14 protein-coding genes are annotated in these 15,131 nt (G+C 66.6%); 9 read left to right on the top strand and 5 right to left on the bottom strand.

The annotated features are described in order from the left end of the window. Positions 1 to 56 precede the first annotated feature (56 nt). Genes NBY69_RS05635 through NBY69_RS05645 form a run of 3 tightly spaced genes read right to left on the bottom strand, consistent with a single transcriptional unit; the run spans position 57 to position 2,586 of the window. The gene (locus NBY69_RS05635) at positions 57 to 1,556 is read right to left on the bottom strand and encodes a sodium:solute symporter (RefSeq protein ID WP_250298624.1); all 1,500 of its coding nucleotides are present in this window, start codon (positions 1,554 to 1,556) and stop codon (positions 57 to 59) included. Beyond that, entirely contained in the window at positions 1,553 to 1,753 is a 201-nt protein-coding gene (locus tag NBY69_RS05640; RefSeq protein WP_250298625.1) for a DUF3311 domain-containing protein, read from the bottom strand. Before NBY69_RS05640 ends, NBY69_RS05635 begins: the two co-directional genes overlap by 4 nt. Positions 1,754 to 1,794: 41 nt before the next feature. Continuing rightward, the gene (locus NBY69_RS05645; RefSeq protein WP_250298664.1) at positions 1,795 to 2,586 is read right to left on the bottom strand and encodes a class E sortase; all 792 of its coding nucleotides are present in this window, start codon (positions 2,584 to 2,586) and stop codon (positions 1,795 to 1,797) included. A gap of 77 nt (positions 2,587 to 2,663) precedes the next feature. Between NBY69_RS05645 and NBY69_RS05650 the strand changes: the two genes are divergently transcribed. From NBY69_RS05650 to NBY69_RS05675, 6 genes are all read left to right on the top strand, one after another. Further along, positions 2,664 to 3,662, top strand: a complete 999-nt coding sequence (locus tag NBY69_RS05650; RefSeq protein WP_250298626.1) for an SEC-C metal-binding domain-containing protein — start codon at positions 2,664 to 2,666, stop codon at positions 3,660 to 3,662. Between the two features lie 228 nt (positions 3,663 to 3,890). After that, entirely contained in the window at positions 3,891 to 5,999 is a 2,109-nt protein-coding gene (locus tag NBY69_RS05655; protein ID WP_250298627.1) for a CocE/NonD family hydrolase, read from the top strand. After that, a complete protein-coding gene (locus NBY69_RS05660) occupies positions 5,996 to 6,922 on the top strand; it encodes a glycine betaine ABC transporter substrate-binding protein (protein WP_250298628.1) in 927 nt (308 codons plus the stop codon). The genes NBY69_RS05655 and NBY69_RS05660 overlap by 4 nt, the downstream gene beginning before the upstream one ends. Positions 6,923 to 6,994: 72 nt before the next feature. Continuing rightward, the gene (locus NBY69_RS05665; protein ID WP_250298629.1) at positions 6,995 to 8,041 is read left to right on the top strand and encodes an ABC transporter ATP-binding protein; all 1,047 of its coding nucleotides are present in this window, start codon (positions 6,995 to 6,997) and stop codon (positions 8,039 to 8,041) included. Then, complete coding sequence (locus NBY69_RS05670; protein ID WP_250298630.1) at positions 8,038 to 8,748, top strand: ABC transporter permease; 711 nt, start codon at positions 8,038 to 8,040, stop codon at positions 8,746 to 8,748. The genes NBY69_RS05665 and NBY69_RS05670 overlap by 4 nt, the downstream gene beginning before the upstream one ends. Next, positions 8,749 to 9,402, top strand: a complete 654-nt coding sequence (locus NBY69_RS05675; RefSeq protein ID WP_250298631.1) for an ABC transporter permease — start codon at positions 8,749 to 8,751, stop codon at positions 9,400 to 9,402. A 168-nt stretch (positions 9,403 to 9,570) separates the two neighbouring features. Here NBY69_RS05675 and NBY69_RS05680 read toward each other — a convergent pair whose 3' ends face one another. After that, entirely contained in the window at positions 9,571 to 10,782 is a 1,212-nt protein-coding gene (locus NBY69_RS05680) for a restriction endonuclease (RefSeq protein ID WP_284347858.1), read from the bottom strand. A gap of 170 nt (positions 10,783 to 10,952) precedes the next feature. On the opposite strand from NBY69_RS05680, the gene NBY69_RS05685 reads away from it, so the two are divergent. Both NBY69_RS05685 and NBY69_RS05690 read left to right on the top strand, forming a co-directional pair. Beyond that, positions 10,953 to 12,107 carry a DNA cytosine methyltransferase gene (locus tag NBY69_RS05685; RefSeq protein WP_250298665.1) on the top strand — a complete coding sequence of 385 codons (1,155 nt, stop codon included), beginning with the start codon at positions 10,953 to 10,955 and terminating at the stop codon, positions 12,105 to 12,107. 70 nt (positions 12,108 to 12,177) lie between these two features. Next, a complete protein-coding gene (locus NBY69_RS05690; RefSeq protein WP_250298633.1) occupies positions 12,178 to 13,131 on the top strand; it encodes a NaeI family type II restriction endonuclease in 954 nt (317 codons plus the stop codon). Positions 13,132 to 13,209: 78 nt separating this feature from the next. On the opposite strand, the gene NBY69_RS05695 is transcribed toward NBY69_RS05690, so the two are convergent. Next, positions 13,210 to 14,007: a hypothetical protein gene (locus NBY69_RS05695; RefSeq protein ID WP_250298634.1), complete on the bottom strand. Its 798-nt coding sequence runs from the start codon at positions 14,005 to 14,007 to the stop codon at positions 13,210 to 13,212. A 121-nt stretch (positions 14,008 to 14,128) separates the two neighbouring features. Between NBY69_RS05695 and NBY69_RS05700 the strand changes: the two genes are divergently transcribed. Next, positions 14,129 to 15,124: a NaeI family type II restriction endonuclease gene (locus NBY69_RS05700; protein WP_250298635.1), complete on the top strand. Its 996-nt coding sequence runs from the start codon at positions 14,129 to 14,131 to the stop codon at positions 15,122 to 15,124. Positions 15,125 to 15,131 lie beyond the last annotated feature (7 nt).

The following is a 15,131-nucleotide window of genomic DNA, read 5'->3' on the forward strand; positions in this document are numbered from 1 at the left end:
CTCCTCCGGGCTCGTCTGCTGAATTTCGTACCTTCAGCCGTTATACACGACCGGTTCTACCCGACCGCCTCCGCACCGAGGCATTCGTCGTCGATCGGATCGTGGGCGAGCACCTCCGCGTCCGCCCGTGGGTCCCGGTCCGGCCGCCCCGCGTACGTCACGGCGAGCGCGACCACGAGATTCGCCGCCAGCGCGACGATCCCCGCGTTCACGCCCCACACCGGATCGTGGTCGCTGAAGACGAACGCGCAGACCACCGCCACCCCGACCACCAGCCCGCTGCCCGCGCCGAGCAGCGTCAGCCGCCGCCAGACCAGCCCGAGCAGCAGCATCGGCAGGAGCTGCGCCATCCCCTCGTACGAGATGAGCGAGAGCCGTACGAGGGTGTTGGGGGCGGTGTACGTCAGCAGCAGCGCCAGCGCGCCCGCGACGACCACCACCACCTGGGACGCGCCCTTCTGCCGCTCGCGCCAGCGCGGGACGAGCGACAGCACGCTCCGCCCCCACATGGTCCCGATGACCAGCATGAAGATGGCCATCGGGACGATCGAGGAGAGCGCGGCGGCGACCCCGATGATGCCCACGGCCCAGGCGGGCAGCGAGTCCGTCACCAGCTTGAAGAGCGCGAGGTTGGACTCGGCGCCGGTCAGGTGCGGCACGACGAACAGCGCGGCCAGGCCGAGGAACATCGGCACGAAGAGCAGCAGGTTGTAGGCGGGCAGCCAGACGGCGTTCTTCCGCAGGACCTCGGCGTTGCGCGCCCCGAGGTACCCGGCGACGGTGGTCGGGAAGATCACGACGGTGAGCGAGTTGAGCAGCGAGGTGGTCACGTACCAGGCCTGGCCGAGGCCGCTGTCGCCGTGGCCGGGGAAGGTCAGCCAGTCGCTCTTCTCGGTGACCAGCCGGTCGAGGAAGGGCCCGTACCCGTCGAAGTAGTGCAGCGGGACGTAGCAGGCGAGGAAGGCGAGCGTCCCGATGACGAGGGCGTCCTTGAGCACGGAGACCCAGGCGCTGCCCTTGAGCCCGCTGACCACGACGAAGCCGGTGGTGACGGCGAAGGCCACGAAGTAGGCCCAGTTCAGGCTGATCGCTCCGTACGAGATCGTCGAGACGACGACGCCCATGCCGGTGATCTGGAGCTGGATGTACGGCAGCAGGAAGACGGTGGCGAGGACGGCCACCACGGCGCCGAGCCAGGGTCTGCCGTACCGGTGGGCGATCATGTCGGTGATCCCGACGAGGCCGTGCTTGCGTGCGTACGCCCAGAGCATCGGCCCGACGACGTAGCCGAGGGCGTAGCCGCAGGACATGTACGCGACGACGTAGAGGACCGGGGCGCCGTAGTTGTAGCCCCAGCCCGCGGCGCCGAGGTAGCTGAAGCTGGTGTAGCCCTCCCCCGCCATCAGCACCCAGATGAAGACGGAGCCCAGGCTCCGCCCGCCGACGGACCACTCGGCGAGCCCGCCGCCCCGGCCGCCGCGGACGGCGACGAGCCCGAGGGCGACGGTGGCGACCATGAACACGGCGAAGATCGAGGTGGCGACGGTGGCGTTCACCGGCGGGCCCCCCGCCGGTCGGCGCGGTGGGTGAGCCAGACCGCGAAGGGGGTCACCACGGTCGCCCCGACCAGCCAGACGACGAGGAAGGGCAGCCCGAGGAAGACGGGATGCACACGGTTGACGAACGGCAGCGCCCCGAGGAACAGGACGAAGGGCGTGAGGAGCCACAGCAATTGAGGACGGCGTCTGAGCACGGCAGGAACTTTAGTGCCGCGACCGGCACTGGTTCCGACGGTCATCGGGGCCGCACCGAGCGCAGCGTCGCCCAGATCGCGAGCCGGTAGCGGGAGGTGTACTCCGGGGTGCAGGTCGTCAGCGTCAGGTAATGACCCGGATTGCTGTACCCGTACTGCGGCCGGACCGTACTGCGCGGCACCGGGGCGATCACCCCGCTGTCGCGGGCGGAGGTCTGCGGGAGCCCCTTGTCGACGACGTACGTGTAGAGCGCGTCCTTCGTCTCGACGGTGACGGTGTCCCCGTGGTGCAGCCGGTTGATGTACCGGAAGGGCTCGCCGTGGGTGTTGCGGTGCCCGGCGAGCGCGAAGTTCCCGGCCTGGCCCGGTCCTGCGGTGTCGACGTAGTGGCCGACGTACCCCTTGTTGAGGACGTTCGCCTTGCTGACGCCCTGGGCGATCGGGGCGGTGATGCCGATGCGCGGGATGCGGATGACGGCGTACGCCTTGTCCCAGGCGGGGGCGGAGGTGCGGGCGGCCTGCCGGGTGGTGGAGCCGCCGGTGCCGGGCCGGGAGGAACCGGCGCCGTCCCGGGTACCGCCCGTACCGGTGGCGGCACCCGATGAGGGCGCGGGCGCCGGCGGCGCACCGCCTCCGTGGTCCCACTGCCGTTCCAGGGCCTGCACCTGGTGGGCGGCGTCCTGCCGGGCCTCCCGGTTGGTCCACCACAGCTGGTGCACGACGAACAGCAGCACCACCAGTCCCAGGCTCACGGTCACCTCGGCCGAGGTCCACAGCCCGCGCGCGACCGCGACGCGGCGCCGGGACGCCCGCTGCTGCACCACTACCCGCATCGGCTCTCGCACGGGGCGCACGATAAGCGCTGGATCCGCAACTCTCCAGAGTCCCGCACGGCAGTACGGTGTGCAGCATGCGTCCCGACACTCCTGCTGACCACCACGCCGAAGCCGAGCGCCTGCTGCGCACCGCGGCGCAGTACCCGGAGGACCAGGAACCGCTGCTGCTCCAGGCCGCGGCCCACCTGGAACTGGCCGGTGACCGCGCCCGTGCCACCACGCTCTACGGCCAGTTGCTCGCGGCCCCGGCCGAGAACCTCGCCCTGGTCAAGGCCCTGCACGCGGCCAACCTCTGGGAGTACGGCCACGAGGCCGAAGCCCGCGCCATGATCGACGGCATCCGCGCCTCCACCCCGCAGGACCCGGCCCCCTGGGCCATCGTCGCGGAGACCCTGGAGGCGCACGACGAACTCGACGCGGCCCACGCCACCTTCACCAAGGCGCTGACCCTGCTGGTCGACCCGTCGGAGGAAGTCCCTTACGCGGCCCGGGCCCTGCTCACCGGCCGCCACCGGGTCAGCCGCGCGCTGGGCAAGCAGCACGACGAGTGGGACGCCCTCGCGGACCGCCTGCACACCGGTGACATCGGCCTCGACGAGCTGCACGACCCGAAGCGGCTGTGGGCCCTCGGCTCGAACGACCCGGCGGTGCTGCGCGCCGAAATCGCCCGCTTGCAGGCGGAGTTGGGCTCGTACCGGGCCGCGCTGTCCCGGCCGTTCCCGGTGGCGGTGCTGTACTGGCCGGCGGCCGAGTTCGCCGAACTCCTGGCGGCGTACCCGGCGCTGGAGCCGGAGTACCCGTCCCACGCCACGCATCTGACCCGGATCGAGTCGGCGCTGCGGGAGCTGTCCGCGGGCGGCACGACGAACCTGGGCATCGTGACGGGGAACGTCCCGTCGTACGAGGCGTTCGCGGCGTCGGAGTCCGCGTCCCCCTCGGACACCGATCTGCTGCCGCAGTACGCGACCATTCTCGCGGCGCGGGGCCGGGCCACGTCCTGGCCGCCCGCGCGCAACGCGGCCTGCTGGTGCGGGTCGGGGACCGCGTACCGGGACTGCCACGGGGCAGCCTGACGAGCAGGCTCGCCACCCGCGGTCAACTCCCGTGCGGTGGCGGCCTGTTCAGGTCCCGGGCGGTCAACGGGCCGACCGGGCTGGCATATGCGAACGGCATATGAACATTCTGTGCCTACCCGTGATCCAGACCCTTACACCTGTGCTGTTGTTCACCATTGAACAACAGCGATTTACCCAGGCATTCGGGACAAGTCGGCACGTCGTGCTCCTCTAGGGTCCGGGAGCATGAGCACTGCCATCACCCCCCGAACCACCGCACAGCACCCCGTACCCGACCGCGTGCAGCACCCCGTACGCGTCCTGCGCCACGTCTGGATCCCGCTCAAGGACGGCACCCGCCTCGCCGCCCGCATCTGGCTCCCGGCCGACGCCGAAGGGCCCGTGCCCGCCGTCCTGGAGTACATCCCGTACCGGAAGAACGACGGCACCGCGGCCCGTGACGTGACCCTGCACGCCCCGTTCGCACGGGCCGGTTACGCCGCGGTGCGGGTCGACTGCCGGGGCAGCGGTGACTCAGGGGGCGTCATGCTCGACGAGTACCACGCCACCGAACTGTCCGACGCCCTCGAAGTCCTCGCCTGGATCGAGGAACAGGACTGGTCCGACGGCCAGGTGGCCATCATCGGCAAGTCCTGGGGCGGCTTCAACGGCCTCCAGATCGCCGCGCTCGAACCGCCGCAGCTGCGCTGCATCGTCACCGTCTGCTCCACCGACGACCGGTACGCCGACGACGTGCACTACGCGGGCGGCTCGCTCCTCGCCTCCGAGATGCTGCCCTGGGCGGCGACGATGCTCGCGTACAACGCCCGCCCCGGCGACCCGGCCGTACTCGGCGAGTCCTGGCGCCAGGAGTGGCTGGACCGGCTGGAGCAGACCGTCCCGTACGCCGAGGAGTGGGTGACCCACCAGCGCCGGGACGCCTACTGGCAGCACGGCTCCGTCTGCGAGGACTACGCGGCCATCAAGGTCCCGGTCTACGCGGTCGGCGGCTGGCTCGACCAGTACCGCGGCGCCGTCTTCCGCCTCATGGAGAACCTGGACGTCCCGGCCAAGGCGATGCTCGGCCCGTGGGCGCACACCTACCCCCACCAGGCCGAACCCGGCCCGGCGATGGACTTCCAGGGCGAGTGCGTGCGCTGGTTCGACCACTGGATGGGCGGCGTCGACACCGGCATCATGGACGAACCGGCCGTCCGCGCCTGGATGCCCGACCCCACCCCGGTCGGCTCCGACCTCGACGTACGCCCCGGCCGCTGGGTCGGCGAGCCGTCCTGGCCCGCGCCCGGCATCGAGGCCCGCGCGATACCGCTGACCGAACTCGGCGGCGACAGCACGAACACGGGCAACGGCGACGGGAGTGGCAACGGTGGCGGGAGTGGCAGCGATGGCGGCAGCACCGCCGTGCTCCGCTCGCCGCTCGCGCTCGGCTCGACCGGCGGTGACTTCCTGAAGTTCGGCGACGTGCCCGGCCAGTACGCGGACCAGGCCCCCGACGACGGCCGCTCGCACACCTTCACCGGGCCGCCGCTGACCGAGCAGTTGGAGATCCTCGGCGTCCCCGAGGTCACGCTCCGCGTCACCAGCGACCGCCCGCAGGCCCAACTCGCCGTCCGGCTCTGCGAGGTCGCCCCCGACGGCAGCTCCAAGCTGGTCACCACCGGCCTCCTCAACCTCACCCACCGCGACGGCCACACCGACCCGCAGCCCCTGGAACCGGGCCGCGCGTACGAGGTGACGGTCCCGCTCTTCGGCATCGGCCACGCCTTCGCGGCCGGCAACCGCGTCCGGATCTCCGTCTCCGCCTCCCTGTGGCCGTGGGTCTGGCCGTCCCCCGAGGTGGTGGCCCTGGACCTCGACACCTCGTACGGCACGCTGACCCTGCCGGTCCGTGCGCCGCGCCCCGCCGAGGAGGCGGCGCTGCGCCCGTACGGCCCGCCGCGCGGGGTTCCGCCGCACAGCATCGAGTCGGTGGGCATACCCGGCGACCGCAAGGTCAGCCACGACGTCGAGACCGGCGAGCAGATCATCGTGACCACGCCCGCCGACGGCACCATGACCGACCACACCGACGGACTCACCCGCACCGGCAGCGACCTCAACCGTTTCCGGATCGTCGAGGGGGACCCGCTGTCCGCGACGGTGGAGAGCGACCGCGAGGAGTCCATCAGCCGCGGCGCGTGGGCGACGCGGGTGCGCACCCACTCCCGGATGACCGCCGACGCCACCGACTTCTGCGTGGTCAACGAGCTGTCCGCGTACGAGGGCGCCGGCGAGGCCGAGCGGGAGATCTTCACCCGGACCTGGTCCTTCACCGTCCCCCGGGACCAGGTGTGAGGCGCCGTACGCCGGGCCGCCGCCCGGTGCGGGTGCTGGCCGCCGGGCTGCTGGCCTTCGTGTCGTTCGCCGTCCTGTCGGGCTGCGGCAGCGCCGCGTCCGTCGGCGGCGGGAAACCGACCGTGGTCATCGGGGCCAAGCAGTTCACCGAGCAGTGGATCATCGGCGAGCTGTACAAGCAGGCGCTGACCGACGCCGGTTACCACGTCGAGCTGAAGTCGAACATCGGCTCCACCACCATCATCGACGGCGCCCTCACCTCGGGGCAGATCGACCTGTACCCCGAGTACACGGGCGTGATCCTCCAGGTGCTGGCCAGGAGCAAGTCCGTACCGCACACCGCCGCCGAGACGTTCCGCCAGGCCAAGGCGTACCAGGAGACGCGCGGTCTGACGATGCTGCCGCCGACGCCCTTCCAGAACCGCAACGCGGTCGCCGTGAAGCCCGCGTTCGCGAAGAAGTACGGGCTGAAGACCATCAGCGACCTGAAGAAGGCGGACCATGTCGTCTTCGCCGAGTACCCGGACAACATGGAGGGCGCGCTCGGCTACAAGGACATGGTGCGGTCGTACGGCCTCCCCAACACCTCGGTGAAGACCCTCAACATCGGCCTTCAGTACCCCGCGCTCGACCACGGCCAGGTCGACGCGGCCGACGTGTTCACCACCGACCCGCAGCTGGCCCGCGGTGGTTACACCATCCTTGAGGACACCCAGGGCTATTACGGCTTCCAGAACGTGGCCCCCGTCCTGCGCAAGGGCGTGCAGGAGGAGCAGGGCCCCGGCTTCGCCAAGGTGCTGAACCAGGTGGACGCGCTCCTCACGGACCAGGCGATCCGCGAGATGAACCGGGGGGTCGACACCGTTCGGCTCGCCCCGTCCGAGGTCGCCGCGAAGTTCCTGAAGGCCAACGACATCCGCTGACGGGGCCGCCCCGGCCACTGCGAGCCGGGCGCCCTCGCCCGTACCCATGCCCATGCCCAGGAGAAACTCCCCATGAGCCAGGAAAGCCGTCACGTCTCCCGCTCCGCACCGGAGGCTGTCCGTACCACCCTTGCGGGCGCCACCGCGGGCGCCGCCCCCACCGCGCAGGAGATCGTCTTCGACCATGTGGTCAAGACGTACCCCAACTCCCCCTCCCCCGCGGTCGACGACCTGTCGCTGACCGTTCCCGCAGGCGAGATCTGCGTCCTGCTCGGCCCGTCCGGCAGCGGCAAGACGACCGCGCTGATGATGGTGAACCGGCTGGCCGAACCGACCGGCGGCGACATCCGCATCGGCGACCGCTCCATCCGCGATCTCGACCCGATCCAGCTGCGCCGCTCCATCGGCTACGTCATCCAGCAGACGGGCCTCTTCCCTCACCTCTCGATCGCCGCCAACATCGCGACCGTCCCGAAGGTCCTCGGCTGGGACAAGAAGCGCATCAAGGACCGGGTGGCGGAACTCCTCGACCTGGTCGGCCTGCCGGTGGCGGAGTACGGGTCGCGCTACCCGGCGCAGCTCTCCGGCGGCCAGCGCCAGCGCGTCGGCATCGCCCGCGCGCTCGCGGCCGATCCCCCCGTGATGCTGATGGACGAGCCGTTCGGCGCGCTCGACCCCATCACCCGTGAGCACGTGCAGGACGAGTTCCTGGCGCTGCACGCGCGCATCCGCAAGACCGTGATCTTCGTGAGCCACGACATCGACGAGGCCGTGAAGATGGGCGACCGCGTGGCGATCCTCCGCGAGGGCGGCAAGCTCGCCCAGTACGACACCCCGCAGACGCTGCTGCAGAAGCCGGCCGACGACTTCGTCGCCCGCTTCGTCGGCGCGGACCGGGGCCTGAAGCGGCTGTCCCTGATACGCCTCCGCGACCTGGACCTGACACCGGACCCCACCGGCTCGCCCGAGCTGCCCGCCCTCCCCGGCGATGCCACGCTCCGTTCCGCGCTCTCCCTGATGGTGGCCGAGGGCACCGACGCCGTACGGGTCACCGGGGACGACGGCGCGGTCCTCGGCACCGCCTCGCTGGACGCCGTACGGAAGGCGGGCACGGCATGAGCGTCAGCCCGGTCATCCCCGACTACGGGGACCCCTCCACCTGCGTCGCGAACAACTCCACGTTCTGCGCGGACTGGTTCTCCGACCACTGGTCCACCCTCTTCTGGCCCGCGCTGGTCCAGCACATCGAGCTGACCGTGGCCGCCGTCGCCATCGGTTTCGTGATCGCCTTCCTGATGGCCGTACTGGCCCACTTCCAGGGCTGGTTCGCGATGCCCGCCTCCGCGGTGTCGTCGTTCCTCTACACCGTGCCGCCGCTGGCGCTCTTCCAACTCCTGGTGCCGGTCACCGGGTTCTCCGTACTCACGGTGGAGATCGCCCTCGTCGCGTACAGCCTCTACCTGCTCTTCACCACGATCCTGACGGGGCTGCGCGAAGTACCCGAGGACGCGGTACGGGCGGCGCGCGGCATGGGCCTCACCCGGCGGCAGATCCTCTTCAAGGTCGAACTGCCCATGTCCCTGCCGTCGTTGATCTCCGGGCTGCGGGTGACGACGGTCATGACGATCGGCACGGTCGCCATCGCCGCGTACGTCATCGACTCGGGCCTCGGCTCGCTGATCCTCAAGGCGCTCCAGTCACCGTTCAACACCCAGTTCATCGGCGCGGGCGCCCTCGCGGTCGCCCTGGCCCTGTCCGCGGACGGGCTGCTGGTACTCGCCGGACGGCTGCTCACCCCGTGGGCCCGGAGCAGGAAGGCCGCGTAAATGGACACCTTCATGGGCTCGTTCACCTTCATGCACGACCGGCTGCCGCTGATGCTGGAGAAGACCGGCCAGCACATCTGGATGTGCGCGGTGGTCATCGCCATCTCGCTGGTGGTCGCCGTACCGGCCGGACTGTGGCTGGGACATCTGCACCGCGGCGAATTCCTCACCACCAGCATCTCCAACATCGGCCGGGCCCTGCCCAACCTCGCGGTCATCGCGATCGGCCTGGGCATCTTCGGCCTGAACTTCGTCAACATCGCGGTGGCCCTGCTGATCACGGCCATCCCCCCGATCCTCAGCCAGGCCTATCTGGCGGTCGACCAGGTCGACCCGGACATGGTCCGCTCGGCCCGCGGCATGGGCCTCACCTCCCTCCAGATCCTCCTCAAGGTGGAACTCCCCCTCGCCCTCCCGCTGCTCTTCTCGGGCATCCGGATCGCGGTGGTGTACGTCATCTCCTCAGCCACCCTGGCCACGGTCGCGGGCGGCGGCGGCCTCGGCGACATCGTCCTGGGCCAGGCCAACTACGGCCTGGAGGGCGTGATCGCGGCGGCACTGTGGGTGGCGGCGCTGGCGCTGCTGGCGGACGGGGCTATTGCTCTGGTTCAGCGGGTGTTGGTACCTAAGGGGCTGCGGGTTTCGCGAGGGTAGCAGCAAAGACTGGCTGCCGGACGGCTGACCTCTGCTGGGCGCGTGCTGAGCAGAGGTCAGCCCCTCGTGTGCCAAACCCGTGATTCGCCACAGATCCAATACTTGTACGCACTGAGGCCAATACTGACCGTCAGATTCCGACCCGAACGAGCCCAATCGCCCTAAAAGTCACGGCTGTGGAAAGCTCTGCTCAAGCCACTGCCGTACTGCGTGCAGGGTCGTACGGCCATGATGGCGCAGCGCATCGACAATGTCGCGCCCACAGACCAGGGCAATGGGGTGCCCGTCCTCGTGGACTTCCTCCTGTACCTGCTTGTGGAAGTAGGACGTCGTGACCAGCACGCCGAAGTTACGGTGCCGAAGCCGTGAGATCAGCCGCGAGACCTCCTTCACCCCTACCGCGTTGGTGGGCGCATAGCACTTGGCCTCAAGCGCGAAGTCAATCGTGATCGGATTCGCCACCGGTCCCAGGATGTAGGTACCCACCGCGTCTCGCCCACCATCCCGGCTAGGACGCGTCACATCAACGGCACCCGTTCGGGGGGCGATCAGCCGCCAGATGGCTACGGCGCAGGCTTCGAACTCGTGCTCTTGTCCGCGGAAGTACTCGCGAATCTCACCCAGCACGGCCTGCCCCGAAGTATCTTCCGGCAGTTGATCGGCTCTGGTCCGGATGACGGTGGTGGATGGCGCCAGAAGCGGCCGGTAGACCCGTCCCTCGACCCAAGCCCTCCACGCTCCAGGGCAATCCCCCTCAAGTGGGTCGCCGCCCTTCAACACATGCTGAAGCCAGCTTCGGGAGACTCTGGCGTGGTCAAGCACGGTGAAGTGTGAACGGTAGTTCTGGAAGCGACGGTCTCTGGTAGCTCGCCAAATCGCTGACAGCTCCTCGTCAGATGTCATGTTTGGTCCGCCCGGAGCGAGTAGCCCTCGGAAGCGCACCGACCGCCCAGACGTCCCAGCCTTCTCGAAAAGGAAAAACGGAGGCACGCCTGCGGCTCGCTCGGCAGCCGTACCGTGGGAGGCCGCAAAGGCGTCCCGCAACAGCAAATTGCCTGACCGCGGAGTGTCATGCAGACTTCGCCCCGGTGTCCTGTTGTCGCCGTAGTACGTGAACGTGCCTGTCTGGACGTCAAGATGATCGGGCCAATCAACCTCGCCACCGCTGGTGTAGAGGACCGCCAGACGCACAGTCCCCTTCGCTGGTGAGCCGGCATAGCGAAACCCACCCTGGTTGCCCACACCAGGTATCAGCTTGGACATGGGGTCATCACCTGTGTTGCCATTCGATCCGCCGGCGTAGACCCCGTCCACCACGAGGTCCGCAGTAGCTAGGTCCGCGAACGCAACGTGTGGCTCTAGAGCGGTAGAAGCAGTCATGCTCCAAGATCTACCAGTCCGCACAGACACTCCGCTTCAGAACCTCAGGGCGGACTGTGCTGGGCACCGGCGTTGCAACCATGACGGGAAGCGATGTCAGTGCCGCGGCATAGGCTCTGCTTCATGACGCTGGTGATCTTGGGGGACAGTTGACGAAGCTATTGCGAGTGATGGATCTCTTTGCGGGTTGCGGTGGGTTCGCCGAAGGGTTCCGGACTTTTCGTAACTTGGGAGGAACTGAGCCTCCTCTCTTCCGGACCGTCACCGCAGTTGACCTCGATCCGGTAGCGCTCGCCACCTTCGAGGCCAATCACCAGCTGGACACACCCGAGTGCTGCGACATCAAGGAGTTCGACCCGCTCCCGCACCGAGATGAAGTCGACGTCATCACAGGCGGGCCTCCCTGTCAGGGTTTCTCAAGCCTCGGGAAGCAGCATCAGGACGATCCTCGCAACGCCCTGTGGGAGGAGTACATCCGAGTGGTGTCAGCCGTCAGGCCAAAGATCTTCGTACTGGAGAACGTCGACCGCTTCTACGCTTCTCCTGAGTACTCACGACTGGTGGACTCCGCGAAGCCAGGTGGTCCGCTTTCCGACTACACGCTGTCGACAGAATTACTCAACGCGGCTGACTACGGCGTGCCACAGGCACGCAAGCGCGTGATAGCGATCGGCACGCACAAAGACCTTGGCTCACCGCTGACGCCCCCCGAACCGACGCACGAAAGACCCTCATCACTCAATGACGACCTCCTTCTGTTCAATGCGGTCTCCCCGCGCCTTCCCTGGGTACCAGTGGACACGATCTTCCAGCTGACGTCTTGCATGGAAATAAGTGGGACAGAGCTACCGCAGAGGCGTGATTCTCACGGCAGGGCAGGTCCGTACCAGACCAACGAACTCCACTTCGGGCGCACCCCAACAGCCCTTTCTATGGCACGCTACAGAGCTATTCCACCTGGCGGTAACCGTGCTGACCTTCGACAGCAGTGGACCTTGATTAACGGGAAAAAGCAGTACCTCAGTACAGATGCCTGGGACAAGCACCAAAGCGGGAGCGGCGACGTGATGGGGCGCCTCCGCTTCGGTGTTCCCGCCGTAACCATCCGCACCGAGTTCTTCAAGCCCGAGAAGGGCCGTTACCTCCACCCAACGGAGCATCGGCCCATCACGCATTTTGAGGCAGCGCTCATCCAGGGCTTCCCGGTGGACTACCTCTGGTACGGAACAAAGATCCAAATCGCCCGTCAAATCGGCAACGCAGTCCCTATCGGTATGACCAGAGCCCTCGCTGGCGCTATTTATCAGCACCTACGTCAAAGCTAGGGCGCCACCTAGGCCATCAGCTCTCAGTTGAGAACACCAATTGAACGGAAGGCAAACGGAATTGTTGCCCATGGATATCTCCGCCGCGGACAACATTGCGGCCAGCGCACTCCTGCACGAAGACCCGGAACTCGCGGTTGTCTACGAGCACCTGCGGGTTCTTGACCCCACAGGCCAACGCTTTGCCGCTGTACTCCGCGACACGATCGATCAGTTACTGAACGGCGAGATCACAGGGCGGTACGACTGGAAGACCCTCTTCAAGACTGAGAAGACTCACGCGGGAACGCTGGTCGAGATCAACCTGCAACGCGAGTTCAAGTTCGCTGACGGCGAGAGCATGGACTATTGCATCGCCGGAGTAGACGTCGACTGCAAGTATTCGCAACAGTTCGGCGGCTGGATGATTCCTCCGGAAGCCATGGGACATATCTGTCTGCTCGTCTGGGCCGACGACTACAAGACGTGCTGGAGCGCGGGACTCATGCGGATTCAGCGTGAGTGGCTCAATGGCGGCAACAACCGGGATCTGAAACTGACAGTCAAGGCCGAGCACCGCGACAAAATCGCTTGGCTGTGGCGCGACACCGAGTTGCCGGAGAATGTTCTTCTCCACATGAGCCCCGTAGACCGCGAGGCGGTTTACGCCCAGTCGTCAGGCCAGGCCCGGCTGAACGAGCTGTTCCGCCGGGTCCAGAAGCGCCGCATCAGCCGGAACGTCGTGCGAACACTCGCCCAGCAGAAGGACTACATGAAGCGAGTCCGAGGGAACGGCGGCGCCCGCTCGGCGCTCCGCGAAGAAGGCGTCATCATCATGGGCGACTACGAAAGTCACAAGCAAATCGCGGTCCAGCTGGCGATCCCTGTTCCGCTGGAGGGGGAGTTCGTCAGCGTCCGAGTGACCAGAGTCTCAAACCCCCAGGACATACGCCCCAGCACCGCCCTTGACGGTGAAAGGTGGGCGTGTGCGACTTCCGCCGATCTTCCGGAACGAGCCCCGTCGCTTCCTACACATGTCCGATAGATCAGACAATGCAGGGAGCTCGCCAGTCGATTTTCTCCCATTCCTTCATAACCGAAGCCAGAGAGCATGGAAGAATTTCTACTCCTCTCTCAACAGTGAGGCAGAGGCTGCGTCAATATGTTCACGGGAAGGCAAATGAACCTTCCCGAACTTCGTCGCCGCCGTCAACTCTATCGTCTCAAATTCAAGGGGCGGAAGAACATCAGCGAGAAGTTGCTCTGCCGGGGTTTTGCGCCCGCTCGTCATTCCCGCTCGAAATTTTCTGTTACTCACACGCAAGCTCAGGGCTCTACGTCCAACCCATCCGTCCACACGGAAAAGGGCGTCCGCAAGGGGATGCATTCGCAGATCGACACCCCGGGACCTCAATTCCACGAGCGTATAGACTTCGCGAAGAAAGCTGTAGTAGGCGTTCCCGACCCTCCATCTCATCGCCGCTTTCGCCAAATGGTTCGCGACTCCGCCCTCAGTAACCTCTTCCACTCTACGACGGACCGGCGTGCCAAGCATTCCCATCCCAAGAGAGTCCGTCTCAGCGAATTGCCTGAACTGCTGATACGTGGGCAAATTTCCACCCCGCTCCAGACAGACATGGAACATATGAGTGAAGGCGAAATCTGGATTCCAATCAACGATTGCGCGGACAGCCTCCCCCTCCTCCCTCCGGACGTCACCAAGAGCGTGCTCGGTGCGATTACACACCTCCCGCACATCAGCCGCTGAAAGTTCATAAATCGCTTTTGCCCGGTGTTCCATGACGACGGGAACGACCGCTGCGCGCTTTGGGTCCGATTTCCAGGAAACAAATACCGCCTGCGTCCTCCGTGTCGTGCAGAACTCCCGCAACACGTCCTCCGCCGATGTCATCACAGTCACGGCAGCCCCCTCTCGACACAGCTGACAACTCTCCAGCAGAACAGGGTAGTTCAAGACTTCGGCAGACGCGAGGCCACACATCCGAGTGGACCCGTCCGGCGCCTTGGGTAGCCTGTGGGGCATGGCCCTACAAGACCCTGCCGCCAACATCGCAACCTCCCCTGGATCTGCGGCAGCGTCTCCAGCTGCCTCGTCCAAGGCCGTCGCGGAAACAGCCGAGTGGTTTCGCTCGTTTCCCGACATGGAGGCCGCCTTCGGGGCGTGCATCAGAAGAGCAATCGATGAAGTACTGGACGGTCCCAGAACCGGCCGCTATGACATCACAGATAAAGAATTGGTCGCGAGCACAGAGAAGACCTACCTAGGGACAAAGGTAGAGATCATTGTCCGGGACCGATTCAAGCTGCCACGGGGAAAGCATATGGACTTCCTTGTGGCGGGGCATGAAGTTGATGCCAAGTGGACCATTCGAAAGAACTGGACCATCCCGCCGGAAGCTGATGGTCATGTTTGTCTTCTCCTGGCAGCCGACGACCACACATCAAGTTTCCGGGTGGGACTCCAGCAGATCGGCCACACCCTCATCAACCCAGGAAAGAACCGAGACCAGAAGAGTGGACTTTCCGCCGCTGGGCGCAAAACCATTGACTGGCTAGTTCCGTCAGGGAAACTCCCCGTCAACCTCTTGCTGCATCTCCCGCAAGAGACCCGCAACCTCCTGTACCAGCCCACTACGGGCCAGAAGCGGGTGAATGCCCTTTTCCGCCACGTCCTGGGGACCCCCATCCACAGGAGCGTCATCCAGACGCTTGCCCAACAGCAGGACTACATGGCACGGATCCGCGAAGACAACGGAAATTCGCGTGCGCGCCCGGTTCTGCGACGTGAAGGTATCGTTATCCTTGGTGGTGACCGGAATCGTTCACGGGAAATCGCAGCCGCGCTAGGCGGACCCGTTCCCGGGTCAGACGAATTCGTGGCATTCAAAATCGCAAGGAAGACACACCATCATACGGATCGCCCATATGCAGTAATTGATGGGCATCCTTGGGTCGCGGTAGATACCGGAGAGGAAGCCCCGGATCATGCGCCGAAGATTCAAGCGTCGGGCTCATAGAGGCCAA

This window comes from Streptomyces sp. A 4/2, assembly GCF_940670765.1.
Lineage (GTDB): Bacteria > Actinomycetota > Actinomycetes > Streptomycetales > Streptomycetaceae > Streptomyces.